The following is a 23,094-nucleotide window of genomic DNA, read 5'->3' as shown; positions in this document are numbered from 1 at the left end:
GGCCCGGCCTGCGCGGTGGAAACCGACAATGCAATTGAACCGCCCAATGCGGCCGCGCCGGCTCCTGTGAGAAGTCCGCGGCGGGAGAGGCTCGGGGATTTTTCCATGGATGTCACTTCCCTTCCGGCAAAAGGCTGCGGGTGCCTTCGAAGATCCCGGCCATGGACCAGGCATCAAAGGAAATCAGCCGCACCGAACCTTCGCTGGCGGCCAGGCTCACCTTCCCGCCACCGAGGGTGGGGTAGATCCTGGCAGTGAGCGGCTTGCCGTTGGCAAAAATTTCGACGGCGGACCGGTCCACCAGCACGCGCAGGCGGACACGGCCTTCCGCCATGGGCAGGGGTCCGGACTTGTCCTCCACATCCACCAAGGGGTCCAGGCTGCTACGGGTGCGGTCAAGGCGGAGGGTGCCGTCCAGGGTTTCATCAGCCGGGCGGTCCAGCACGATCACCGTCTCCTCGGCGCCGTCCGGGGAAGCGAGGATTCCCAGCCTCAGCTCCCCTCCTGGCGCGAGTTGCAGCTCCAGTTCAAGGTCCAGTTGGTTCCCTGACACACCCGTATCCAACGGCGTTCCATGCCCCACCAGCACCTGGGCCGGCACGCTGGCGTGGTTCTTGCGCAGCTTGTCGATTTCGGGGACCGGCGCGAACTCCAGGGTTCCGTCCTGCCCCACGGTGGTGACCCGGGGCAGGCTCATCACTCCGGACCAGCCGGCCTCAACCATGGCCGCGTCGCTTCGCCCTTCCTGCATCCAGCCGAACATGATCCGCCGGCCCGCCTCATCCTGGAATGACTGGGGCGCGTAGAAGAACCGCCCTCCGTAGTCCAGCCGGTGCAGTGCCTCGGGCTCGAAGGCATCCCCGGCGTAGCGGCCGGTCCAGTACAGCGGGTGGCGGGTTTCGCCGTCGTCCCAGGCTGAAAAGACCAGCACATCGGGCGAGTTGCCGGCAGGTGCCGAACCCAGCGATCCCGTCCCTGCACGGAAGAGGTCTACGCATTCCCACATGGTCCCGGTCCAGTCCGTGTCCGATGGATCACCTTGGGAAGCATCGCCGATGACCAACGGTCCCACATAGTTCCAGGACCGGAGATCCTCTGATTCATACAAAAACGCCGTGCCTCCGCGGTGCCGGATTCCCGAACCCACCAGTTGCCGCCACACAGAGCCCTCCCGCCACACACAGTGATCGCGGTAGGCGGTGATGTCCACGCCAACGGGCGGTGCGGCAATGACGGGGTTTTGGGGATCTTTGGTCCAGCTCATCAGGTCCGCGGAACCTACAGCGACGCAGGGCAGCTCCCTGTCGTTGGACCGTCCGGAGTACACCAGGGTGGGCGTACCGCCGTCGTTGACCAACACCCCGGACCAGCAACCTTCAGCGTCCGGTCCCGCGGAGGGCTCCAAGGCAACAGGTTGGTCCTCCCAGCTGACCAGGTCGGTGCTGGTGGCATGCCCCCACTGGATCCGGTGGTGGAAGGCACCCTCAGGGTTGTACTGGTAAAAGAGGTGGTAGGTGCCGTCCCACTGGCTGACGCCATTGGGATCGTTAAGCCAACCGGCCGGGGAGACAAAGTGGAATCGCGGCCTGAGGGGATCGGCTTCAGCGCGGGCCACCAGTTCTTCCTGCGGAACGGTGGCGAACGGGTGGGTCAATTCAGTCATGCTGAGGCCTCTTCTTGAATGGTCGACGTCGGGTGGCTGGGTTGGGCCGGTTCACCCGCCAGTGCATGGCCACCGGCAGCTGCCCACGGGCGGTAGAGGTGGCAGCGCACCCAGTGCTGGTTTTCGGGGTCCCCCACTTGATGGCGGACGGGCTTGTTGGCGGAGCAGGCCTGATTCGGGTCACCATCGAAGGCGCAATGGGTCGAGGCCATGACCGCCTGCCGCAGGGCGGCCCTGCGGACGGGATCATACGAGCCTGCCCGCGCCGGGTCCGGAACGGCTGAAACCAGCAGCTGCGTGTATGGATGCGCAGGGTTTGCCAGCAGGTCCAGCGATTCGCCTTCCTCCACCAGTTCACCGGCGAACATGACTGCTGTCCGGTCTGCCAGGTAGCGGGCCGATGCCAGGTCATGGGTGATGTACAGCATGGAGATGCCTTGCTCGTCCCGGAGCTTGCGCATGAGGTTGAGCACGCCGATCCTGACGGAGACATCGAGCATGGAGGTGGGCTCATCGGCCAGGATGACCTGCGGTTCGACGGCCAGTGCCCGGGCAATTGCCACGCGTTGGCGCTGACCACCGGAGAGCTCGTGCGGGTAGGAGTTCAACATGTCCGCCTCGAGGCCAACAGTTGTCATGAGTCCCTCAAGCCGCCGCCGGGCCTCGTCACCGGATTTACCGGCCTTGCCGTGGATCGCCAGCGAACGCTGTAGGAAGTGCTCGATCCTGTGGGCAGGGTTCAAGGAACCGAAAGGGTCCTGGAAGACCATCTGGAGCTGGGACCGAAACGCCCGTGACGCTTGGAACCTGTCCCGCTTCAGGACATCGACGCCGTCGATGAAGATTTCGCCTGCGGTTGGCTTCTCGAGCCTTGCCACACAGCGGGCCAAAGTGCTCTTGCCCGAACCTGACTCCCCCACCAGTGCCACGATTTCACCGCGGCCAAGAGTCAAGTCGACGCCGTGCAAAGCGCGTACAGAGTCGCGGGAAAACAGGCCGCCCACCGGGAACGACTTTCCCAGGCCGCGGATTTCCAAGGCAGGGCTGCCGGTCAGGGTCTCCGGCCGCGGGGTCATGACAGAGTGGCTCACAGCGCGACTCCTTCCAGGTTGGCGGGTTCGATCACTGGCGTGCCGGCACCGAAGGGGGCCACAAAATGGCCGGGGGCGGCCTCGGTGAGGTCCGGGATGTTGCGGAACTTCACGCCGTCGGGCAGTCCGGTCAGTGGAACACGTGGTCCGGTGAGCGGCGGGAACGCACCCATCAGGGCTTGTGTGTAGGGGTGGCGGGGATTGGCGTAGACATCCTGGGCCTTGGCGGTCTCCACGATCCTGCCGCCATACATGACGGCCATGCGGTGAGAGAGTTCCACCATGAGGGACATATCGTGCGTGATGAACAGGACGGAGAAACCCAGCTCCCGCTGCAGTTCCTTGATTTGAGCCATGATCTCCTGCTGGACCACCACGTCGAGTGCTGTGGTGGGTTCATCCAGGATCAACAGCGAAGGTTTGAGCGCAACCGCCATGGCAATGACGGCACGTTGGCGCATGCCACCGGAGAGCTGGTGCGGATAGGACTTGAGCCGCGCGGGGTCGATCCTGACCAACTCCAGCAACCCGGCGGCACGCCGCATCGATTCCTTCCGCGAGTAGCCGGCGTGGGTGGTGAAAATGTCCACGATCTGTTCGCCGATGGTCAGGACCGGGTTGAGCGAGTTCATGGCCGATTGGAAGACCATGGCCACGTCCTGCCAGCGGAAGCGCCGCAGCTCCTCCTGGCTCATGGCCAGGACGTCCTTGCCACCGAAGGAAATGCTGCCGCCGGGAATCTTGGCCGGGTCCTTCAAGAGCCTCATGATCGAGTTGGCGATGGTGGACTTTCCGCACCCTGATTCTCCGGCGAGGCCGAATACCTCACCGGTGCCGATGCTGAAGGAAACACGGTCGACGGCGGTGGTGGACCTGGTATCGCCGATGTACTTGACCGTGAGGTCCTTGACCTCAAGGACGGGTTCGTGGGAGCCGAAGGAAACCTGGGAAATGGTCACTTGGCGGCGCTCCTTTCGGCGGTGCCGGCTGACGTCTTGGGGGTCTTGATCTTTCGCAGGCGCGGGTTGGTAACCTCATCGACGGCGTAGTTGATGAGGGCGAGGGCGAAGGCAACCAGGGCAATGCACACGCCGGAGGGTACAAAGACCCACCAACTGCCGGTGAGCAGCGCGCCTTCATTGCCGGCCCAGAAAAGGTTGTTGCCCCACGAGACCGTGCTGACATCGCCCAGGCCCAGGAATTCCAGGCCCGCTTGGGCTCCGATTCCGTAGATGACGCATGCCAGCAGGGTGCCCATGACGATCGAGGCCATGTTGGGCAGGATTTCGCGGAACATGATCCGGCCTGCCCGTTCGCCGGAGACTACGGCTGCGGCCACGAAGTCCTTGGATCGGATGGAGAGGGCCTGGGAGCGCAGGACGCGTGCCGAACCGGCCCATCCGGTGACCACCAGAACCAGAATCACGGTGCCCAGGCCCGGCGGAAGGAACGCGGCCAGGATGACCAGCAGCGGCAGGCCGGGCAGGAGCAGGAAGACGTTGGTCACCAGGGACAGTGCCTCGTCGATGAATTTGCCGAAGTAAGCCGAGGCAAGTCCGACCAGGATGCCGATGAAGGTCGATGCCAGGCCCACGGTCAGTCCCACGAACAGGGAACTGCGGGAACCGTGGACGGTCAGTGCGAGCACGTCCTGTCCCTTGGCGGTGGTCCCCAGCCAGTGCTCGGCCGATGGTTCCAGTGATGCCATCGCGGTGATCCTCGAGGGGTCTCCCGGGAACAGCACCGGCGCCAGCAAGGCCAAGGCTATGAAGATGACCATCACGGCCATGCCTGTCAGTGCCTTCTTGTTGCTGATCAGGCCGTGGATGAAGCTGCGGTTGGGCTTGCGGACAGCCGGTGTGGTGGTTGGCTGCTTCAGAAGTGCGGTTGTCATGGTCAGTCCTCTAGTTGCTGCGCACGCGCGGGTCGAGGCGGACGTAGAGGATGTCCACCAGGAAGTTGGCAAGCAGCACAGCGGCGGTGATGGTCAGGAACAGGCCCTGCATGAGCGGATAGTCGAGGCCCTGGACGGCGTTGAGCAGCTGGTAGCCGACACCGGGGTAGGCGAAAACCACCTCTGTGAGCAGCGCACCACCCACCACGAACCCCAGCCCCATGCCGAAGCTGGTCACTGAAGGCAGCATGGCGTTGCGTGCTGCGTAGCGGAGCATGATCCGTCCCGGACGGAGTCCTTTGGCCTCGGCCATGGTGATGTAGTCCTCGGAGTTCGTGGCAATCATGGTGTTCCGCATGCCCAGCATCCAGCCGCCGATGGAAACAAGCACGATCGTCAACGCCGGAAGCACAAGGTGGGCACCGACGTCGCCAATGAACTCCCAAGTGAAAGCAGGTTCCAAACCGTCAGTGAAGGCATGGCGGATCGGGAACCAACCCAGCACCACCCCGAACAGGTACAGCGCACCCATGGCCAGCCAGAAGTACGGGAAGGAGCCAATAAAAACCAGCAGTGGAGGAAGCGCCGAGTCGATCGCGCCGCCGCGCCGCCAAGCAGCGAGGATCCCCAACAGGTTGCCCACGACGGCGGCAATCACCAGCGCGGTGCCGCCCAGCAACAGCGTCCATCCGATCTGCGAGGAGATGACCTCGGTAACCGGGGTGGGGAAACGGGAAATGGAAACACCCATCTGCCCGGTGAAGATGTTCTGCATGTAGTTGATGTATTGCTCCCAAATGGGCCGGTCATCAACACCCAGCAGCTTTCGCAGGGCCTCGATTTGTTCGGGCTGCATTCGGTCCTGGGAGCGGGCAAACATGCGGGACACGGGGTCTCCGGGCATGAACCGCGGAAGCAGGAAATTCAGGGTGATGGATGCCCAGAAGGCGATCAGGTAGAAACCCAGGCGGCGCAGGATGAAGCGCACGGTTTCCCTCCATTCGGGAATTGCGGAAAGTGCGGAAAGAAAGGGGGCACGCCCGGCGGGTTGGCCGGTTAGCGGCAGAGGGCCGCCGGGCGTGCAATGCCAGGCCGTAGATGACCCGGTGGGGACTACTTGCGCGGTTCCAGCGTGGTCAAAACCAGGACCGTGGTGGGCGACTTCACTGAGAGGGTGGCGTAGGGGTTCTCTTCGGTGGGCCATCCGGTGAAGCGGGTGTCGTTGAAGGCGCCCCATTCAGGGCCGGAGAACAGCGGCACCAGCGGTGCGACGTCGTTGTACTCTTCCTGCAGCTTGTTGGCGAGGTCCTTTTGCTTGGACTCGTCGGCCTCTGCGGCGAAGTCGGCAAGGAGGACGTCGGCCTTGGGATCGCCAAAGCGGTGGTAGTTATCGAACGTCTTGGTGCCTACCGGCTTCACACTGGCGGTGCCCATGGAAGTGTTGAAGTACTTGTACGGGCTGGGGTCGTTCGCGCTCCAGACAATGCCCGAGTCGAAGTCTCCGGTCTCATAGCCGGCAACCACTGCCGCCCAGTCCGGGGACTCCACCTTGGCCGTCACGCCAACTTCGGCCAGGTTCTGTGCGATGACATTGGCTACGGAGAGCCAGTCCGAGGACGTTGCGCCGACGGAGATCTTGAACTCGAAAGGCTTGCCGTCCTTCAGGGTGCGCTTCCCGTCAGCACCCTTGGGGTAGCCCGCTTTGTCCAGGAGCTCGTTGGCCTTCTGGACGTCATGGTTGGTCCACGTGCAGCTGTCCTTGACTGCGGGGTTCTTCCACTTCTCATAGTTGCCGGAGAGTCCGGTGCAGTCTGCCGGCTTGGCGTAGCCACTCATGCCGATCTTGGTGACCTGGTCACGGTCCACGGCCATGCTCAGTGCTTTGCGGACATCAACGTCGTTGAACGGAGCTTTGGTGGTGTTCAGCTGCCAGTTGATCATGGCACCGGTAGCCGGGAACCAGTACTGGCGGTGTTCCTTGTCCTTGGAAACGAAGGTCTTTTCTATGTTCGGGATGTACTGCGGAGCCCAGTCCACATCGCCGTTCGCAGCGGCGAGGTTGGCGCCGTCGTTGCCTGCGAAAGCAAGCATCTTGATGCCTGCGATCTTCTGCTTTTCCGGCTGCCAGTAGTGGGGGTTCTTCGTCAGCACGAAGGACTGGGCCTGGAAGCTGTCAATCTCGGTGTAAGGTCCCGTGCCTACCGGCTTGGCGTTCGCGTCCTTTTCGGGGTCCGGCAACGCGGACCAGATGTGCTTGGGCAAGATGGTGAGCTGACCGACGTCGTACAGGGCAGGCGACCATGGCTTGTTGAAGTTGAAGGTGACCTTGTTGCCTTCAGCCGTGACAGTGTCCAGATAGTCGAAGCCGCCCTTGATCTTCTTCTGGAGTTCGAAGGTATAGGCGACATCGTCGGCCACGAAAGGCTGGCCGTCGGACCACTTCACGCCGTCCCGGAGTGTAAAGGTGATGGACTTGCCGTCCTCTGCTGCGGCCCATTCAGTGGCGAGCCACGGCACTGTATCGCCCTTGGCCGGGTTGAAAACCAGGAGGGATTCGTAAATGGACTGCTGAACCATGGGATTCACGGTGGGAGCGAACGGGTTGAAGTTCTGCACGAACGTGCCCATGTCCTCCCGCGGAATGGTGAGGAAGGCACTGGCGTTCGCTCCGGCGTCGGAGGTGCTGGTCTTGGTGACGTTGGCGGTGCAGCCGGTGAGCAGCATTGCGCCCACGGCAAGGCTTGCCGCCGTCATCCGGGCAGCCCGGAAGTATCGGGGTTGTGTCATGATGGTTATCTCTTTCCTGTCTTCATCGTCCAAGGTGAAGGGGTGGGTGAGGGGTTGGCTCTTCGGCGTTGATTTCGCGGTCAGACCGAAGAGCGTTCTAGCAGCGGACAGTCGACCAATTGCTGGTCGGCGTTGATCGGCTGTCCTGCTGTAAGAGCGGCGAGCGTCTGGACACCCAGGGCGCCCATTTTTTCGAAGGGCAACGCAACCGTGGTCAATTTCGGCCTCAGGTAGGCCGCAATAAGTTCCTGGTTGTCGAAGCCGATCACGGCGATGTCCCCGGGGATGGTCAGGCCCCGTTCCTTGATGGCGTCATAAGCACCCATCGCCATACGGTCGTTCAAGCAGAACAGCGCCGTAGGCCTGTCCTGTGGCGGATAGTGGTCAAGGATTTGGCAGGCAGCGTCATAGCCACCGTCCGCCGTTGCATAGCCAGACACCACCAATTCGGGGTCCAACTCCAGTCCGGCGGTGGCGAGTGCTTCGCGGGCACCCTCCAAACGCCCAACTGCCGCGGGAATCACGGGGTCAAGATTGATGACCCCGATCTTCTCGTGACCAGCTTGCAGCAAACGTTCTACGGCCGCCCGGCCACCCCCGCGCTCGTCCGGGACGATTGAGGGCAGCTTTCCGTCGGCGTCGAAACAGTTGATCAGTACGGTTGGTACTTCATTGGCGCTCTCCGGAACATGGACGCCCCGGTGGAAAGTGGCTGCGTACAGAAGCCCCTCCACCCTTTGTTCCAACAGCTTCTCAGTGGCGGCATCTTCCAAGCCCTGGTTGGGTCCTACGGCATCGGCCTGGTCGGAGGGCGCGATGAGCAGGAACCGGCGGTCAAGCCAGGCTTGGTCCTGGGCACCTTTGATGATGTCGACGGCGAAGGGCGCGGTGACGATCTCCGTCACGATTCCGTACCAGTCACTGCGCTGTGATGCCAGCGCCCGGGCACCGGCATTGGGGCGGTAGCCCAACTCCTGCACGGCGTGGTTGATGCGGTTGCGGGTTTCCTCGGAGATGCTGGCGTTTTCGCGGTTGCTCAGCACAAAGGAAACAGCAGTTCTGGAAACGCCGGCATGGTTGGCGACGTCCTTCATGGTGACCCCACGCTGCCGTATGGCTGCGGGGTCGCCAGGGGTGGTGCTTTTCGCCATCGAATGCTCCGGTGTCTTCGCTGATCTGGATGTTCGCCCCGGACCTTCGTTGTCTGGGAAGCCTGGGGTAAAGCGTCATGGGTAACGCGCGTTACTTGCCGGGCATGTGACTTAGGTTACCCGCGTTACTTCGAGTCTGTCAACACCCCTTTAGGGCTTCGGTGCGTCAGCTTCCGCGAGGCTTGTCCTTAGCTGCTTTGCTCGCCTCTTTGTCGGCGGTGTCGTGCACCTTTCTGGGCATCTTGCCCTCAACGTCAGCGGGTACGGGCGGGTCTTTTTCTTCATCGGAAGTCATGGGGACAGCATAGGCGGACCACGTCGGTGATACCCGGCATGAACAAGCCAGGCGAGGGTGATTTTGGGTTCCAATCTGCAGGCCAAGGTGCGTCACGGCCACCTCCCGTTCCGCTGGCCACCGTATAATCCGAGCATGCCTTTCACGCTCCTCGCACCAGTTGTCCACGCCCAGCCATCCGCCCTCGGCCTGGACGGAGCAGCCCTGTGAGCGGCGGTCTCGTCGCCTTGCTCGATGACGTAGCTGCCTTGGCCCGCATTGCGGCCGCCTCCGTGGACGACATCGCAGCCGGAGCGGCCAAGGCCGGAGCCAAAGCCGCCGGCGTCGTCATCGACGACGCCGCAGTTACCCCGCAGTACGTATCCGGGGCGGATCCGTCCCGCGAACTTCCCATGATCAAAAAGATCTTCTGGGGCTCACTGCGCAACAAACTGGTCATCATCCTGCCGGCCCTGCTACTGGTAAGTGCGTTTATCCCCGGAATCATTCCGTTCATCCTCATGCTGGGTGGCACCTACCTCTGCTACGAGGGCGCCGAAAAGGTCTGGCACAAACTCCGCGGGCATGCTGACGCCGAAAAGGCGCCCGCTGTGCAGCGGGGCCCTGAAGCCGAGGCGAAGGTGACCAAGGGGGCCATTACCACCGACTTCATCCTGTCCTGCGAAATCATGGTGATCGCCATGAACGAGGTCGCCACGGAATCACTCTGGATCCGGGCGTTCATCCTGGTGGTGGTCGCCATCGCCATCACAGTCCTTGTCTATGGCGCAGTGGGACTCATCGTCAAGATGGACGACATCGGACTGCACCTGACCACCAAAAACTCCCAGGGCTCCCAGCGTTTCGGCCGGCTTCTGGTCAAGGGGATGCCCGCTGTCCTGGCCACGATCACCTTGGTGGGAACCATCGCCATGCTGTGGGTCGGCGGCCACATTATGTTGCAGGGTGCCCACGACCTCGGCTGGCATGGACCGTACGACCTCGTCCATGTCCTCGAATCGCCCTTCACCGGAATCCCTGTTGCGGGCGGCTTCTTTGCCTGGCTGGTAAACACGCTGTGCTCGGCTGTCTTGGGCGCGATCTGGGGCCTGCTCGTCATGGTGATCGTGCACCCGCTGCTCAAGGTTCTTCCGCTCGGGAAAAAGGGCAAGGAAGAGCACGAGGAAGGCGATCTGCGCGCCGCGATCTCCGGACATCAGCCCGCAAAAGACCACGCCCAGGAGGAACGGGCCTGATTCCGTTCAGGCCAGCCAGCGCCACCAGCGGGATTGCGGCGGTTGCGGCGGAATTTCGGGCTCCGGCTCTTGCCCCAAGGCCAGCGCTGCCTCGACGACGTCGTCCCCGGTAAGGGTCACGACCGCCTCACGATCGAGGGCGTCGAGGCTTTGCCCTTCATCCAGGGAGAGCCGCAGCGCCTGGCGATTGAGCGCTTGCTCAAACAAGGTGCGCGCAAACCGGGCGTTGCCGGAGTCTCCGCCTGCGTGGAGGCCCGCGAGGATACGGCGCAGCACCTGATCTCCTCCAGGTTCCAGCGTGTACTGGTGCTGGGCCAGCATTTGGTGGAATATCGTCTCGAGTTCGTCCACGGAGTAGTCCGGAAAGGTAATTTCGCGGGCGAACCTGGAGCGCAAGCCGGGATTGGAGAGCAGGAAGGATTCCATCAGCCGGGGGTACCCGGCCACGATCACCACCAAGCGGTGCCGGTGGTCCTCCATTCGCTTAAGCAGGACTTCAATGGCTTCGGGACCGAAGTCCATCCGGCCGTCCTCCGGGGCCAGCGCGTAGGCCTCATCGATGAACAGGACGCCGTCCAGCGCACGCCGGATCACCCTGTCCGTCTTGATGGCAGTGGCCCCGACATACTGGCCCACAAGGCCCGAGCGGTCCACCTCGACCAAGTGCCCCTTCTGCAGCAAGCCCACCGCGCGGTACATCTCCGCCAGCAGCCGCGCCACGGTGGTCTTCCCGGTGCCCGGATTTCCAAGGAAGACAAGATGCTGGGACGTGGCAACTTCCGGCAGGCCGTGCGCTTTCCGGCGCGCCTGGACCTGGAGCAGTGCCACCAGCGCCCTGACCTGTTCTTTCACGGACTCAAGTCCCACCAAGGCGTCGAGTTCGGCCTGGACCTCGGACAACGGTCGGGCCGGACCGGAGCGCGCACCGACCAGATCGCCCACCAGGTCATCAACGCGTTCTGAACCCGGCAGCTTGAGTTGATTGGCCAGATGGCCGATGGTTTCCCTCAGCTCATCCAACGGATTGCGGCTAGCAGCCATGCATCCACTGTAATACCGGATCCATCCCAAGGACCTGGGGTGCATGGACAGGAAAATGCTGATGTCCAGCGGCGGCGAAACGATCAGCGCGCAGTGCCCTAGTCCTCGAAGTGGGCAGCGAGATTGTGTTCGCCGGATATGGAGGCAACTATGACAGCCGCAACGTCATGGATTTTGATGTTCCGGTGACTGGAGGTTTCAGCGATGACCCTGAATGCCGATTCCCGGCTGCAGTGGTTCTGTGCCATGACGATTCCCACGGCGTTGTCAATGGCCGTCCGGTACTGCATGGCCGAGGCCAGGTCATCGCGGGCGTGCTTGAGATGGGCGATCCTCAAAGCCAGCCTCAGCGAAACAGCCCCGTTTTCGGCGAAAGCTCCAGCAGCCAGGATCCGGGGCTCGGAAAATCCCTCGGTGGCATCACAGTAAAGGTTCATTACGGCTTCAGCTTCACCGGCGAGTTCCAGGGCAACGGCCAGAATTGATCCCGTGCCTTCCTCCCTCACTGCCTCCATGTACTGGGGCCAGCGGGTCTCGGCGCTGGTGTCAGGGACGTACATGACAGTTCTCTCCCGCAGCGCAGTCAGGCATGGCCCGTCCCCAAAACTGTTCTGAAGTGTGTCCAAGCGATTGGCCCGTTCATCGCTGCTGGCCGCGACAACCCCTCTTTTCCGCCTGATAACGGTAACGCCGCACCTGACCTTGGTTGCAGGGGTTGAAAACCTGGACGCTGCCAGGGCGGAAAAATTGCAAAGAAACTCCCCCACGTCTGGGCTGTCCAACACCATGTCCTGCAGGGTGCAACCAAGATCAGGGCCCCGCTCAGGAATGACGGTGGTGACGTTTTGGGCCTTCGTCTGCTGAAGTTTGCTCATAGCTCTGGAACCCTCCGGCTGATTGCAATGACACTATTGTGGCCGCTTTTCGCCGGTTCCCAAAGGGGTGGCTGGTTTCCTTCTTTCCGGGGCAGGGGGTGACTCCACTGCTATGCCGGCAACTGGCGGTCGCTGGCACTTTTGTGGAGTCAATACATGGAAACTGACCGGAATGTCGCCGATTGGGCATATCGGCATCCTTGACGGGCAATTCGGACATAGGTAACTGACGCCGTCCGGACGGAGGCTTGGAGGACAGCATCACCGCCCTACAAAGGAGATCGAAGTGACTACTTACAACCTGGCCCTGATCGGTTTCGGAGGCGTCAACCGCGCCCTGGCTGAACTGATCCGCGACGAACCGCGCCGCTTCTCTGCCCTCGGGTTCGAGCTCCGGGTCGTAGCCATCACTGACCTTGCCTTTGGCTCCCTCGTCCAAGGCGATGGCATCGACCTTGCCGCCGTTCTGGCCATGCCCCGTGGAGCTTCCTTTGACGGGCTCCCCGGCGGCAGCTCCGACCCCCGCAACGAGGAAGTCATCAAGAACAGCCCTGCCGACATCATCGTAGAGGCCACCTTCACCAGCCCGGTCGACGGCGAACCGGCAGTTTCGCATGTGAAGTGGGCCATCGAGTCCGGCAAGCACGTCGTCACCACCAACAAGGGACCCGTGGCACTCCGAGGCCCTGAGCTGAGCAGGCTTGCTGCAAGCCACGGTGTCCGCTTCGAGTACGAAGGCGCGGTCATGAGCGGCACGCCCGTGATCCGGCTGGCACACAAGATGCTCGAAGGCCTTGAGGTGACTGCAGTCCAAGGAATCCTGAACGGTACCAGCAACTACGTGTTGGGCCGCATGGAGACCGGCTTGGGACTGGACGAGGCCATCGCCGAAGCCCAGGACCTCGGCTACGCCGAAGCGGACCCGACCGCTGACATTGGCGGCTCGGACGTCAGGCTCAAGGTCGCCATCCTGGCCAACGAACTTCTCGGCGCCACCATTTTGCCCGGCGATGTGGACACCACCGGCATCCAGGATGTCAGCAGCGATGATGTGGCCCACGCCCTGGCCAGCGGCCTCCGTTGGAAACTGATCGGCGAAGCCCGCCGCGGGAGCGATGGCAGCCTCACTGCCTCCGTCCGGCCCATCGCCCTCCCGGCAGATCACCCGCTGGCCGGCATTTCAGGTGCCACCAACGCCGTCTCGTTCACCACCGACCTCCTCGGTGCTGTCACCGTTTCCGGTCCCGGAGCCGGCCGCGTCGAAACTGCCTACGCCCTCATATCGGACATCATCGCCGTCGACGAATTCACCAAAGGAGCAGTCCGTGCCTGAAACAGCAGTCGCCGAAACAAGGAACGAAGCCACCACCGCTGTGACAACCCGGGAACTGGTGGTGCACAACAAGTTTGACGGCACCGTCCTGGCATCCTTGCCCCAATGCAGTGAGTCCGATGTCCAGGTGGAACTGATCCGTGCCGCTTCCGCCGCTCCGGCAGCAGCCGCCATGCCCCGGCATGAGCGGGGCAGGATCCTGGACACCGCGGCCGACCTTCTGCAGGAGCGATCCCAAAAAGTCGCGGAATTGATCGTCGCCGAAGCCGGTAAGACCATCAAGCAGGCCCGCAAGGAAGTCTCCCGCGCAGTAAATACGCTCAAACTTTCAGCGGCGGAAACACGCCGGAACGTCGGCGAAGTCATCCCGTTCGACTGCTTCGCAGGTTCTGAGAACCGGCAGGGATGGTTCACCCGCGAACCACTGGGACTCATCGCCGCGATAACGCCGTACAACGACGCGTTGAACCTGGTAGCGCACAAGCTCGGCCCGGCGATTGCCGGCGGCAACACCGTCATCCTCAAGCCGTCCCAGCTGACTCCCCTGACGGCCATCCTCCTGGTGGACCTGCTCCGGGAAGCCGGCCTGCCTGCAGAGTTCGTGACCGTGGTTCTGGGCGATCGCACGATCGCGCAAACCATCATCTCCTCCAAACTGGTCCGCATGGTCTCCTTCACCGGCGGCTTCGCCACCGGGCGTGCCATCGCGGCGAACGCCGGCCTCAAGCGCCTGTCCATGGAACTGGGCGGCAACGCACCTGTGATTGTCTTCGACGACGCCGACCTTCCCGCCGCCGTCGAAGCCTGTGTTTCAGGTTCCTTCTGGGCTGCAGGGCAAAACTGCATCGGCGCCCAGCGCGTCCTTGTCCAACGATCAATCTTTGATGCCTTCGTGCAGGACTTCGTTGCCCAAACCGCGGCTTTGAAGTCCGGAGATCCCCGCAACGAACACACCGACGTCGGGCCCATGATCAGCAACGCCTCTGCCGCCGAAGCGAAGCGGAAGATCGAAGACGCCGTGGCCGCCGGGGCCCAGCTGCTGACCGGAGGCGACCTGGCCGGAGCTGTATTGACGCCCGCAGTACTGACCGGAGTCCCCCGCAGCTGTGAGGCCTGGAGCGAGGAACTGTTCGCACCGGTGGTTTTGGTGGAGCCGTTCGATACCGCCGAGGAAGCCATCGAGCTGGCCAACGACAGCGAGTACGCCCTGCAGGCCGGAGTGTTCACCAAGGACCTGGGTCAGGCCTTGGCCACCGCCAAGGCCATTGACGCCGGCGGCGTGATGATCAACGACTCCTCCGACTACCGCCATGACGCCATGCCGTTCGGCGGTTCCAAATACGGCAGTATGGGCCGCGAAGGCGTCCACTTCGCCTACGAGGAAATGACCCAGCCCAAAGTCATCGCGATCGCCTCATGAACGTCGGGATAAGAATCGAACACGACAGCCTCGGTTCCATGGCTGTCCCGGAATCAGCGTTGTGGGGAATCCACACCGAACGCGCCATCCTGAACTTCCCCATCAGCGGCATCCAACTCGGGACCCACCGGCACCTCATTCGGGCCCTCGCGCTTGTGAAAAAGGCTGCCGCGCTGACCAACACCGAGCTCGGCTTGATCCCGGCGGAGATCGGGGAGGCCATCGTTGCAGCCTGCGACACGGTTGCCTCGGGCGACGTCGACCACGCTTTCCCTGTGGACGTCATCCAAGGCGGTGCCGGAACATCCACCAATATGAATGCCAACGAGGTCATCGCCAACCTCGCCTTGGAAGCCCTGGGCCATCCACGTGGCTCCTACGAGCTGGTGGACCCGATCGGGCATGTCAACAAGTGCCAGTCCACCAATGACGTCTATCCGACGGCGGTCCGCTTGGCCCTGGTGTTCGGGCTGGAGGACTTGTTGGAACGTCTTGACCTGCTTTCGGCAGCGTTTGCCGAACGGGGCCAGGCCTTCGCCGCCATCCCGAAGGTGGGTCGCACGCAACTCCAGGATGCGGTGCCGATGACCCTTGGCCAGGAGTTCACCGCCTTCTCCGTCACGCTGGAGGAAGACCAAAAGCGCCTCCGGGAAGCGGCTGCACTCCTGCTCGAGTGCAGCCTGGGGGCCACTGCCATAGGGACCGGAATCACTGCTGATCCGCTGTATGTTGAGCGCGTCATCGACCAGCTCTCGGCGGTGAGTGGAGTGCAGTTGGTCCGGGCCCATGACTTCGTCGAAGCAACGTGGGACACCGGGGCCTTCATGACGTTCTCCGGGACGCTCAAACGCACCGCCATCAAGCTCTCCAAAATCTGCAGCGACCTGCGTCTGCTTTCCAGCGGACCGCAAACGGGCTTGGGCGAAATCCGGTTGCCCCCACGCCAGGCAGGTTCCTCGATCATGCCCGGCAAGGTCAACCCGGTGATCCCGGAGGTGGTCAACCAGATTGCCTTCTTCGTGGCCGGGGCCGACCTCACCGTCACCATGGCTGCCGACAACGGGCAGCTTCAGCTCAACGCCTTCGAACCTGTCATCGCCCACGCCCTGCTGCAATCACTAAGTTGGCTGACCAACGGCACAGACGTACTGCGGGACCTCTGCGTCGAGGGCATTGAGGCAAACGAGGCTCTGCTGCGCTCCCGGTCAAGGGCCTCCACGGCACAGGCCACAGCACTGCTCCCGCTGCTGGGCTACGCCGTGGCAGCGGCGATCTCCCATAAGGCCCTCGCTTCAGGGCAAAGTGTCCTGGACATCGCCGTCAGCGAAGGCCTGCTCCTGCCTGAACAAGTCGAGGCGCTGGTGGGACCCCAAAGCGGCGACACAGGGCAGCCCACCCCGGGCACCCCAGGATAGGGCCCCCCGGGCTGGAGGGGGATGTCAGGCTGCAGAACGCTCCCGGCCCCGGTCCAGGAGCGAGGTCACCACGGCAAGGATGACAACACCGGACGCCAGATACAAAGGAAGCGTGGCTGCAGGGGCGATGAGTGCTCCAGCCAAGGTCGTGCCGGCTGATCCGGCAGTGATCTTCAGGGCGCCGATCCAGACGAATACCTGACCGCGGACGGCCGGTGGCGCGTACTCGCTGCGCGCCGCCAAAGTGGCTGCGAAAAAGTACGAGTTCAGTACGCCGGCGCAGGCAAAGGCTGCAACCGCCGTCGGAAATGTCCCTGCCAGGGCTGCACCGCACAAGGCAATCCCTACTGCCGCAGCCAACCACGTCATCAAGGGATCCGCATCGGTTCTCAGCGGCCGGATCATGACCCCGGCTGATCCCAGGAGTGCACCAAGCCCGTAGGCAGCAGTCAGCAGGCCTGCCGCCGCCGGAACGACGCCCAGCCCGCCGGTGGAAGCAACCGCGGTGATCGGCAGGGCCGCCACTGACATGGCCACCACCACTGTCATGTAGAGGGTGCGTCGGAGGGGTCCGCTGGAGATCATCATCAGCAAAGTCCGGCCGGGCCGGGGAACCTCGGAAGCAACAGCAGCCGGAGGCGAAGAGGGCAACAGCTTGACGACGGCAGCCGCCACGAAGGTAAAGCCGGCGAGAATCAACGCTGCAGTTGCCGGATTGGCCCAAGCCGAGACTGCCGCAACCAGCGACGGCCCGATCGTTCCACTGAGGCCGTACGTGGCTACATCCCAGCCTTGGGCACGCCGCTGGCTGGTCCTTCCGGGGCCGGCGATGGCTGCCAACCTGCTGCTGATGCCTCCTGTCAGGAGGGGACCCACCAAGCCGGAGGCAATGAGCAGCATCGCCGGGATAAGGGGCGGAGCCAGCGGGAAAAGGAGGACAGCTGCAGCCAATGTCACGCCATGGATGACACACGCCCAGGCGATCACTGTCCTGCCATCCCTGGCTGTATCGAGGACCCGGGCTATCAGCGGGCCGAAAAGATGTGGCGCAGTAATGCATCCGCCCAATATTCCAGCCAGCCACCCTGGTGAACCGCTGGTGGTTGCCAGCAGGACGATTGCTACAACAGCTCCACCATCGGAACTGCGTGCAAGGGTGGCGGCGAGGACATAACGGGCAAGGCCACCCGGGGAGCCTGGGCGCTCCGTCCCGGCGTGCCGGGTTCTCCCGGCCAGGGCCACTCCGGCACTCCCCCCGTTGCTGCCCGTCTTTTCCTGGGAAGACTCGTTCCGGACCAACTCCTAGGCCTCCAAGCCGCATTCACGGATGGCATCCGCCACCTTGTTCCGCCCCTCGGCGTCCAACCCCCGGAGGGGTAGCGGCAAAGTGGAGGACGGCACCACACCAAGATCCTCGGCGAGGGCTGCAACCACGCGAAGGCTTCCATAGGTGCGGAAGAGGGACCACAGGGGTTCGAGATCCGCAGAGGCGCGCATGGCCGCCTCACACCTGCCCGCGAGACCATGATCGGCGAGGGTCCGAGCTTGGTGCGGCAACACCCCGGCGATCACCGAGTACCAAACATTGCATCCGGCCAGCAGGGCTTCCGCAGCGATCCAGTCGCCGCTGATACCCACAGATGTTTGGTCCGGCAAGCCGGCCTTGAGCCTGGAGACTGTGGACGCAACGTCACCGGACGCCGGCGGCGGGATCTTGATGGAGGCAATCCCCGGAAGTTTGGCAATGTCACTGTGCAAGGCAGCGCTGAAGGTGAATCCGGTGGTGCCGGGGTTCTCGTAGACAACAACGGGAAGATCGGACTGTGCCGCCACGGTTTGGAAGAGTCCGAATACCTCTGCATCGGACAGCCTCTGATAGGACACAGGGGCCAGCAGTAATGCGGACGCTCCGGCGGCCTGGGCGTCACCGGCCAGCATCAGTACGTCCCGGGTGCGAACAGCGCCGATTCCGGCAAGGACCGGAACGCCGTTGGAAGCTTCCACTGCGACTTCCAGGACTTCCCTGCGTTCGTCTCGGGAGAGGTAGGCATAATTCCCCGTTGAACCGAGAACCCCCAGCGAATCAACTCCGGCTTGCGCGGCACGGTTCACCAGTTTGTCGAGGGCATTGAGGTCCACGCTTTCGCCGTCCATGGGAGTGAGCGGAAAAGCGCTGAGGCCGTTGAACACTGCTTCCTGCTTTCGTCGTGCTGCAAGAACGCAGCGCTTGGGGTATCACTGTCCATGCTGCCAAGGGTCTTGGTCCTACACTAGGTCCAAGAATGTAAGAGTCTGGAGGTCCAAATGAGTGAAGCCGAAATACCCATCGAGCTGGACAGGAACAGCGTCACGTCCCTTGCGGCCCAAGTGGCCAGCCAACTACGGGCCGCTATACTCGATGGCGTCCTGCAGCCGGAGGATACGCTTCCTGCCACTCGAAGGCTCGCGACAGAGCTCGGTATCTCGCGCGGAGTGGTGGTACGAGCCTTCGAACAACTCTCCGGTGAGGGATTCCTGGTCAGCAATGGCGCAGGCGGGACCAAAGTAGCCATCCGTCCGGATATCAACACCCGCCCCTTGGAAGGGAATCGGCCGTCCACGCCCCCACCCCGAAGCGAGGTCATTGACCTGACGCCCGGCCGACCCTCCGGATCACCTTTCCAGGACCGCCAATGGCGCAGCGCATGGAAGGCGGCCGTCACGGAGCAGGTAAAGGTCCAGCTCCCACCGGCACAAGGAACACCGGAGCTCCGTGTTGCGGTTGCTGACCACCTGGCCGTCTCCAGGGGCCTTGTTGTCGATCCCGACGATGTCATCATCACCGGCGGCACCAGCGATGCGCTGCACCTGGTGGTTGCCATGCTCCGGCACGGAGGCCTGCGGCCACGTGTGCTGGTTGAGGACCCCGGCTACCCCACTGCGCGCCGGGTCATGGAGGCTTCAGGCGCGGAGCTGGTAACACTTCCCGTGGACGAAGACGGCCTGAAAGGCTCACAGCTGGAGGCCTTGGAGCACATACCGGACGCAGTCCTGGTAACTCCCAGCCACCAATACCCCTTGGGCGGCAGGATGGCTGTCCAGGAAAGAATAGAGTTGCTCGCGTGGGCCGGCCGGCACGGTGTGCTTGTGCTCGAAGACGACTACGACAGCGAATTCCGGCACAGTCGCATGCCCCTCCCCGCTGTTGCCTCCCTCCCGAGCACTGCCGACGTCGTCCTGTTGGGAACGTTTTCCAAGAACCTCAGTCCGTGGTTGCGCTGCGGCTATTTGGTGGTTCGGGGCGATGCCGGCAGACGGCTGAAAGCAACCCGCCAAGCCCTGGACACCCCGGTGGCCGGAGTGCTGCAGTCAGCAATTGCCCACTACATCAAGGGAGGTGGCCTTTCCCGTCACATCACACGGGCAAGACGTGAATACGCGCACCGCAGGGCCCTCATCATCGAGCGGCTGGGCCACCGGAAGGACCTTGAGCTCTCAGCCTTGGATGGCGGACTGCATGCCGTGGTGCGGTTCAAGGACCCGCAGGCAACAGAAGTTGCCGCCACGGCCCTGGCACGGGGAGTCCTGGTGGTCCCCCTGGCCGGATACTATGCCGACCGCCGTCCCGGGAATGGGCTGGTCCTTGGTTATGGGGCCGTCACCGACCTCCAGCTCTCCAAAGCCCTGGCGATTTTATCGGGCCTCATCGGAGGACAGGAAGAACCAGTGCACTGATGTGGGTGGCCCCGCAGTTATTGGGCGCCTGGTCAGAACACCACCTTCGGGATGACTAGGCTGGGTGCATGGCCACAGTTATCCTCGTGCGGCACGGCCGCACCACAGCCAATGCCACCGGACTGCTGGCCGGGCGGGCCGCGGGCGTCAGGCTGGACAAAACCGGGCTCGAACAGGCTGCCGTGACAGCAGGCAGGCTCGCAACCGTACCGTTGGTGGGAGTGGTTTCGAGCCCGCTGGAGCGCTGCCGGGAGACTGCCCAACTCATCCTTGACCACCAGGCCGGTTCGCCTCACGCGCCCCTCGAAGCCGACCTCACCGAGTGCGATTACGGCCAGTGGCAGGGCCGCTCGCTCAGTGACCTCGCAACCGAGGACCTGTGGCCCGTGGTGCAAACGCAACCATCCGCCGTCGTGTTTCCCGGTGGTGAATCCATGGCCGGGATGCAGGCCAGGGCGGTGGCGGCGATTCGACGCCACGACGCTGCCTTCGAAGCTGAGCACGGCCCGGGTGCCGTGTGGGTTGCGGTGAGTCACGGTGACGTCATAAAGTCGGTCCTCGCCGATGCCCTCGGCATGCACCTGGACCTTTTCCAGCGCATCAATGTTGGCCCCGCCTCCGTATCGATTGTCCGTTACGGCCGTGACCGGCCTAGCGTCCACGCGACCAACACCGACGCCGGCGACCTCTCATGGTTGTCCAACGGCATCCATTCCGGCGATGCTCCGGTGGGCGGCGGAGCAGGGCAGAACGCGGAGCGAACCTGATGTGCCTAAAATACTGACATGCCTACACGTGTTCACGAGTTTGCCTGGCCTGACCGGGTTGTAGTTGGCACCATTGGCCTCCCAGGGTCCCGGACGTTCTACCTGCAGGTACGTGCGGGAAAACAGATCGTCAGTATTGCCATGGAGAAGCAGCAGTCGGCCCAGCTCGCAGAGAAAATCGACGAAATACTAGACCAGCTCATCACAGTTCAAGGCAACCCGTTCAGCGTGCCGACAGGGACCCCCATCGAGCTCGTGGACAACGACCCCCTTGAAGCCGTTGAAGAGCAGTTCCGTGCCGGAGCCATGAGCCTGGGCTGGGATCCCACCACCGCACAGGTTGTCGTTGAGGCCTACCCCATCGCCGATCTCGATGCCGAGGACAATGACGAAGCCTTTGACGAGGACAGCGCGAACGAATCCGAGATGCTGCTGGTACGCATGCCGGTAGGCACAGCCCGCGCGTTCGCCAAGCGGACCCGTGAGATTGTAGGAGCCGGGCGCCCCACTTGCCCGCTGTGCGGTTACCCCATGGACGCCGAAGGACACAGCTGCACCCTCCCCGAGGCCTGATGCCGGCACCGGACCTGGACACCGCCGAGCTGACGCTCACTGGCCGCATCACTACGGCCTCAAACGCAACCTTCCTGGGCAGCATCGGCGATGTCGCCGTGGTCTATAAGCCGGTGGCAGGAGAAAGTCCCTTGTGGGATTTCCCGCATGGAAGCCTCGCGCAACGGGAAGTGGCAGCCTACCTGGTTTCGGAGGTGCTGGGTTGGAACATCGTGCCACGCACCTGGCTGCGCGATGGGCCGTTGGGCGAGGGCATGGTCCAACTGTGGCAGGACCAAGACCCTGCCCAGCAGGCAGTCGATCTCGTGGCGACTGAACAAGCACCGGAGACTGGGTGGAAACACGTTCTCGAAGGGCAGGATGAGAACGGGCGGATGGTCTCCCTCATCCATGAGGACTCTCCCGCGCTGAGGCGCATGGCGGTCTTTGACATGCTGGTCAACAACGCCGACCGCAAGGGCCACCACATTCTGTCCATGGCGGACGGTCATCGGCATGGGGTGGATCACGGGCTGACCTTCCACCAGGAGCACAAGCTGCGCACCGTGCTGTGGGGCTGGTTGGGAGAGCCGCTTAACACCGGGGAAGTCGACGGCGTTGATCGCCTCACCGAAGCACTGGATGGCGGGCTGGGCCGTGACCTTGCGGAGTTGATCACCGCTGAAGAAATCGCCTCTCTGACCGCCCGCTGCGTTCGGCTGCGCTCAACCGCCCGGTTCCCTGCGCCGAGCGGCGGCATGCCTGCGGTACCGTGGCCCCTTTTCTAAGGTGCAGCCTGCGGCCACGGACAGCGCAGACTGCGCCCGCCGCCGTCGTGCTTTAAGTAACGCACGACGCCGCTCCCCGGCTTGGGCGGACAGGCCCGGCAACCCGATCAGAACTTCGCTCCTCAAGGGTGTCCCTTGGCCCACGGGATAACGGCGCCGTCTACTGCGCAGGACTCACTTCGCTTGCTTCACGGCAGCGCCCGTGGTGCTCTGCCTGGTCGCGGCCCAACTGGCGAGGACTTTCAATGCGTCTTCTGATGGCGTGCCGGGATCTGCCGTGTAGATGTTGATGCGCAGCCCCGGATCCGCTGCCAGCTCGAGCGCTTCGAAAGTCAGGTCCAAGTCCCCCACGATCGAATGATGGAGCCGCTTCCGGCCGCTTCGGTGGTACTTGACGTCATGCCGGGCCCAACGGGTCCGGAATTCCCCGCTCCGGGTGGAAAGTTCACCGATCAGGTCCGTGAGGTCCTTGTCATAAGGGTTTTTCCCTGCCGTGGACCGCAGGACAGCCACTATGTCATCTGCCGCACGTTCCCAGTCGGCGAAGAACTCCCGTGCCTTCGGGTTCAGGAACGTGAAACGGGCACTGTTGGGCGGCGTGGTTTCTTCAGCCATCAACTCCATATACAGCGCACTGCCAAGATCATTGGCGGCCAAAACGTCACCACGGTCGTTCCGCACCCAGGCAGGTGCGGCCGTGATGGCATCGAGGACTCGTTGGACACTTGGACGAACAGCCTGGGGACTGCGCCTGCGCCGAACACGGGGTACAGCACCGGAAGCCCGTGCGAGATCGAAAAGGTGCGCCAATTCGGCGTCGTCCAGCTTTAACGCCCGTCCCAGCGCTTCCAGAACGCTGTCGGAAGCACCGGAGAGGTTTCCGCGTTCAAGGCGGATGTAGTAGTCGATGCTCATCCCGGCGAGCATCGCCACCTCCTCGCGACGCAGGCCACTGACGCGCCGGTTCCCACCATAGGCCGGCAGGCCGGCTTCCTCAGGGGTGATCCTTGAACGGCGCGACGTCAGGAATTTCCGCACATCCTCGCTAAGTGTCATGGACTCAACGCTACGCC

The 23,094-nt window shown here is 63.2% G+C and carries 21 protein-coding genes; 8 read left to right on the top strand and 13 right to left on the bottom strand.

The window, feature by feature from the left end; all coding sequences use genetic code 11:
• Positions 1-112: 112 nt before the first annotated feature.
• The 8 genes from BLQ01_RS10685 to BLQ01_RS22790 all read right to left on the bottom strand — a co-directional run bounded on the left by BLQ01_RS10685 (position 113) and on the right by BLQ01_RS22790 (position 8,881).
• Entirely contained in the window at positions 113-1,663 is a 1,551-nt protein-coding gene (locus tag BLQ01_RS10685; protein ID WP_026540537.1) for a glycoside hydrolase family 32 protein, read from the bottom strand.
• Positions 1,660-2,739: an ABC transporter ATP-binding protein gene (locus tag BLQ01_RS10680; protein ID WP_091551986.1), complete on the bottom strand. Its 1,080-nt coding sequence runs from the start codon at positions 2,737-2,739 to the stop codon at positions 1,660-1,662. Before BLQ01_RS10680 ends, BLQ01_RS10685 begins: the two co-directional genes overlap by 4 nt.
• An 11-nt stretch (positions 2,740-2,750) precedes the next feature.
• Positions 2,751-3,713 carry an ABC transporter ATP-binding protein gene (locus BLQ01_RS10675; RefSeq protein ID WP_091551683.1) on the bottom strand — a complete coding sequence of 321 codons (963 nt, stop codon included), beginning with the start codon at positions 3,711-3,713 and terminating at the stop codon, positions 2,751-2,753.
• Positions 3,710-4,648, bottom strand: coding sequence for an ABC transporter permease (locus tag BLQ01_RS10670; RefSeq protein WP_091551682.1), 939 nt, complete (start codon positions 4,646-4,648; stop codon positions 3,710-3,712). Before BLQ01_RS10670 ends, BLQ01_RS10675 begins: the two co-directional genes overlap by 4 nt.
• A gap of 10 nt (positions 4,649-4,658) precedes the next feature.
• Positions 4,659-5,636, bottom strand: a complete 978-nt coding sequence (locus BLQ01_RS10665; RefSeq protein ID WP_026540533.1) for an ABC transporter permease — start codon at positions 5,634-5,636, stop codon at positions 4,659-4,661.
• A gap of 125 nt (positions 5,637-5,761) precedes the next feature.
• Positions 5,762-7,435 carry an ABC transporter substrate-binding protein gene (locus BLQ01_RS10660; RefSeq protein WP_026540532.1) on the bottom strand — a complete coding sequence of 558 codons (1,674 nt, stop codon included), beginning with the start codon at positions 7,433-7,435 and terminating at the stop codon, positions 5,762-5,764.
• An 80-nt stretch (positions 7,436-7,515) separates the two neighbouring features.
• Positions 7,516-8,586 (bottom strand): LacI family DNA-binding transcriptional regulator, encoded by a 1,071-nt coding sequence (locus BLQ01_RS10655; protein ID WP_026540531.1) that lies wholly within the window; start codon positions 8,584-8,586, stop codon positions 7,516-7,518.
• Between the two features lie 166 nt (positions 8,587-8,752).
• Positions 8,753-8,881, bottom strand: coding sequence for a hypothetical protein (locus tag BLQ01_RS22790; protein WP_280642487.1), 129 nt, complete (start codon positions 8,879-8,881; stop codon positions 8,753-8,755).
• 206 nt (positions 8,882-9,087) lie between these two features.
• On the opposite strand from BLQ01_RS22790, the gene BLQ01_RS10650 reads away from it, so the two are divergent.
• Entirely contained in the window at positions 9,088-10,116 is a 1,029-nt protein-coding gene (locus tag BLQ01_RS10650) for a DUF808 domain-containing protein (RefSeq protein ID WP_091551680.1), read from the top strand.
• A 6-nt stretch (positions 10,117-10,122) separates the two neighbouring features.
• Here the strand turns inward: BLQ01_RS10650 and BLQ01_RS10645 are convergent, their stop codons facing one another.
• Together BLQ01_RS10645 and BLQ01_RS22635 are read right to left on the bottom strand one after the other, a co-directional pair.
• A complete protein-coding gene (locus tag BLQ01_RS10645) occupies positions 10,123-11,157 on the bottom strand; it encodes an AAA family ATPase (protein WP_091551679.1) in 1,035 nt (344 codons plus the stop codon).
• Positions 11,158-11,255: 98 nt separating this feature from the next.
• On the bottom strand, positions 11,256-11,945 hold the full coding sequence (locus BLQ01_RS22635) for a GAF and ANTAR domain-containing protein (protein WP_368086116.1): 690 nt from the start codon (positions 11,943-11,945) through the stop codon (positions 11,256-11,258).
• A gap of 373 nt (positions 11,946-12,318) precedes the next feature.
• Between BLQ01_RS22635 and BLQ01_RS10635 the strand changes: the two genes are divergently transcribed.
• From BLQ01_RS10635 to BLQ01_RS10625, 3 genes are read left to right on the top strand one after another with little or no spacing between them, the layout of a single operon-like run.
• A complete protein-coding gene (locus BLQ01_RS10635; RefSeq protein WP_091551675.1) occupies positions 12,319-13,365 on the top strand; it encodes a homoserine dehydrogenase in 1,047 nt (348 codons plus the stop codon).
• Positions 13,358-14,785, top strand: coding sequence for an aldehyde dehydrogenase family protein (locus BLQ01_RS10630; RefSeq protein WP_091551673.1), 1,428 nt, complete (start codon positions 13,358-13,360; stop codon positions 14,783-14,785). The genes BLQ01_RS10635 and BLQ01_RS10630 overlap by 8 nt, the downstream gene beginning before the upstream one ends.
• Positions 14,782-16,200 (top strand): aspartate ammonia-lyase, encoded by a 1,419-nt coding sequence (locus tag BLQ01_RS10625; protein ID WP_091551672.1) that lies wholly within the window; start codon positions 14,782-14,784, stop codon positions 16,198-16,200. The genes BLQ01_RS10630 and BLQ01_RS10625 overlap by 4 nt, the downstream gene beginning before the upstream one ends.
• 24 nt (positions 16,201-16,224) lie before the next feature.
• Here BLQ01_RS10625 and BLQ01_RS10620 read toward each other — a convergent pair whose 3' ends face one another.
• Both BLQ01_RS10620 and BLQ01_RS10615 read right to left on the bottom strand, forming a co-directional pair.
• A complete protein-coding gene (locus BLQ01_RS10620) occupies positions 16,225-17,499 on the bottom strand; it encodes an MFS transporter (protein ID WP_254779353.1) in 1,275 nt (424 codons plus the stop codon).
• 3 nt (positions 17,500-17,502) lie between these two features.
• The gene (locus BLQ01_RS10615; RefSeq protein WP_091551670.1) at positions 17,503-18,390 is read right to left on the bottom strand and encodes a dihydrodipicolinate synthase family protein; all 888 of its coding nucleotides are present in this window, start codon (positions 18,388-18,390) and stop codon (positions 17,503-17,505) included.
• A 114-nt stretch (positions 18,391-18,504) separates the two neighbouring features.
• Between BLQ01_RS10615 and BLQ01_RS10610 the strand changes: the two genes are divergently transcribed.
• The 4 genes from BLQ01_RS10610 (at position 18,505) to BLQ01_RS10595 (ending at position 22,021) form a co-directional block, all read left to right on the top strand.
• The gene (locus BLQ01_RS10610) at positions 18,505-19,914 is read left to right on the top strand and encodes a MocR-like pyridoxine biosynthesis transcription factor PdxR (RefSeq protein WP_091551669.1); all 1,410 of its coding nucleotides are present in this window, start codon (positions 18,505-18,507) and stop codon (positions 19,912-19,914) included.
• Positions 19,915-19,982: 68 nt separating this feature from the next.
• Positions 19,983-20,681: a histidine phosphatase family protein gene (locus BLQ01_RS10605; protein WP_091551667.1), complete on the top strand. Its 699-nt coding sequence runs from the start codon at positions 19,983-19,985 to the stop codon at positions 20,679-20,681.
• Positions 20,682-20,699: 18 nt separating this feature from the next.
• Positions 20,700-21,254, top strand: a complete 555-nt coding sequence (locus BLQ01_RS10600) for a DUF3090 domain-containing protein (protein ID WP_091551666.1) — start codon at positions 20,700-20,702, stop codon at positions 21,252-21,254.
• Positions 21,254-22,021 carry an SCO1664 family protein gene (locus tag BLQ01_RS10595; protein ID WP_091551664.1) on the top strand — a complete coding sequence of 256 codons (768 nt, stop codon included), beginning with the start codon at positions 21,254-21,256 and terminating at the stop codon, positions 22,019-22,021. The genes BLQ01_RS10600 and BLQ01_RS10595 overlap by 1 nt, the downstream gene beginning before the upstream one ends.
• Before the next feature lie 174 nt (positions 22,022-22,195).
• Here the strand turns inward: BLQ01_RS10595 and BLQ01_RS10590 are convergent, their stop codons facing one another.
• Complete coding sequence (locus tag BLQ01_RS10590; protein WP_091551662.1) at positions 22,196-23,077, bottom strand: helix-turn-helix transcriptional regulator; 882 nt, start codon at positions 23,075-23,077, stop codon at positions 22,196-22,198.
• Positions 23,078-23,094 lie beyond the last annotated feature (17 nt).

Source organism: Arthrobacter sp. UNCCL28 (assembly GCF_900102805.1).
Lineage (GTDB): Bacteria > Actinomycetota > Actinomycetes > Actinomycetales > Micrococcaceae > Arthrobacter > Arthrobacter nicotinovorans_A.
The sequence above is the reverse complement of the archived record's forward strand: the minus strand, read 5'-3'. Positions and strand labels throughout refer to the sequence as shown.

What these genes read in the sequence shown, in the direction of transcription:
- BLQ01_RS10685 (WP_026540537.1), bottom strand. Translation starts at nt 1,663, where the DNA reads ATGACTGAATTGACCCACCCGTTCGCCACCGTTCCGCAGGAAGAACTG.
- BLQ01_RS10680 (WP_091551986.1), bottom strand. Translation starts at nt 2,739, where the DNA reads ATGACCCCGCGGCCGGAGACCCTGACCGGCAGCCCTGCCTTGGAAATC.
- BLQ01_RS10670 (WP_091551682.1), bottom strand. Translation starts at nt 4,648, where the DNA reads ATGACAACCGCACTTCTGAAGCAGCCAACCACCACACCGGCTGTCCGC.
- BLQ01_RS10660 (WP_026540532.1), bottom strand. Translation starts at nt 7,435, where the DNA reads ATGACACAACCCCGATACTTCCGGGCTGCCCGGATGACGGCGGCAAGC.
- BLQ01_RS10655 (WP_026540531.1), bottom strand. Translation starts at nt 8,586, where the DNA reads ATGGCGAAAAGCACCACCCCTGGCGACCCCGCAGCCATACGGCAGCGT.
- BLQ01_RS22790 (WP_280642487.1), bottom strand. Translation starts at nt 8,881, where the DNA reads ATGACTTCCGATGAAGAAAAAGACCCGCCCGTACCCGCTGACGTTGAG.
- BLQ01_RS10645 (WP_091551679.1), bottom strand. Translation starts at nt 11,157, where the DNA reads ATGGCTGCTAGCCGCAATCCGTTGGATGAGCTGAGGGAAACCATCGGC.
- BLQ01_RS22635 (WP_368086116.1), bottom strand. Translation starts at nt 11,945, where the DNA reads ATGGTGTTGGACAGCCCAGACGTGGGGGAGTTTCTTTGCAATTTTTCC.
- BLQ01_RS10625 (WP_091551672.1), top strand. Translation starts at nt 14,782, where the DNA reads ATGAACGTCGGGATAAGAATCGAACACGACAGCCTCGGTTCCATGGCT.
- BLQ01_RS10610 (WP_091551669.1), top strand. Translation starts at nt 18,505, where the DNA reads ATGAGTGAAGCCGAAATACCCATCGAGCTGGACAGGAACAGCGTCACG.
- BLQ01_RS10605 (WP_091551667.1), top strand. Translation starts at nt 19,983, where the DNA reads ATGGCCACAGTTATCCTCGTGCGGCACGGCCGCACCACAGCCAATGCC.
- BLQ01_RS10600 (WP_091551666.1), top strand. Translation starts at nt 20,700, where the DNA reads ATGCCTACACGTGTTCACGAGTTTGCCTGGCCTGACCGGGTTGTAGTT.
- BLQ01_RS10595 (WP_091551664.1), top strand. Translation starts at nt 21,254, where the DNA reads ATGCCGGCACCGGACCTGGACACCGCCGAGCTGACGCTCACTGGCCGC.
- BLQ01_RS10590 (WP_091551662.1), bottom strand. Translation starts at nt 23,077, where the DNA reads ATGACACTTAGCGAGGATGTGCGGAAATTCCTGACGTCGCGCCGTTCA.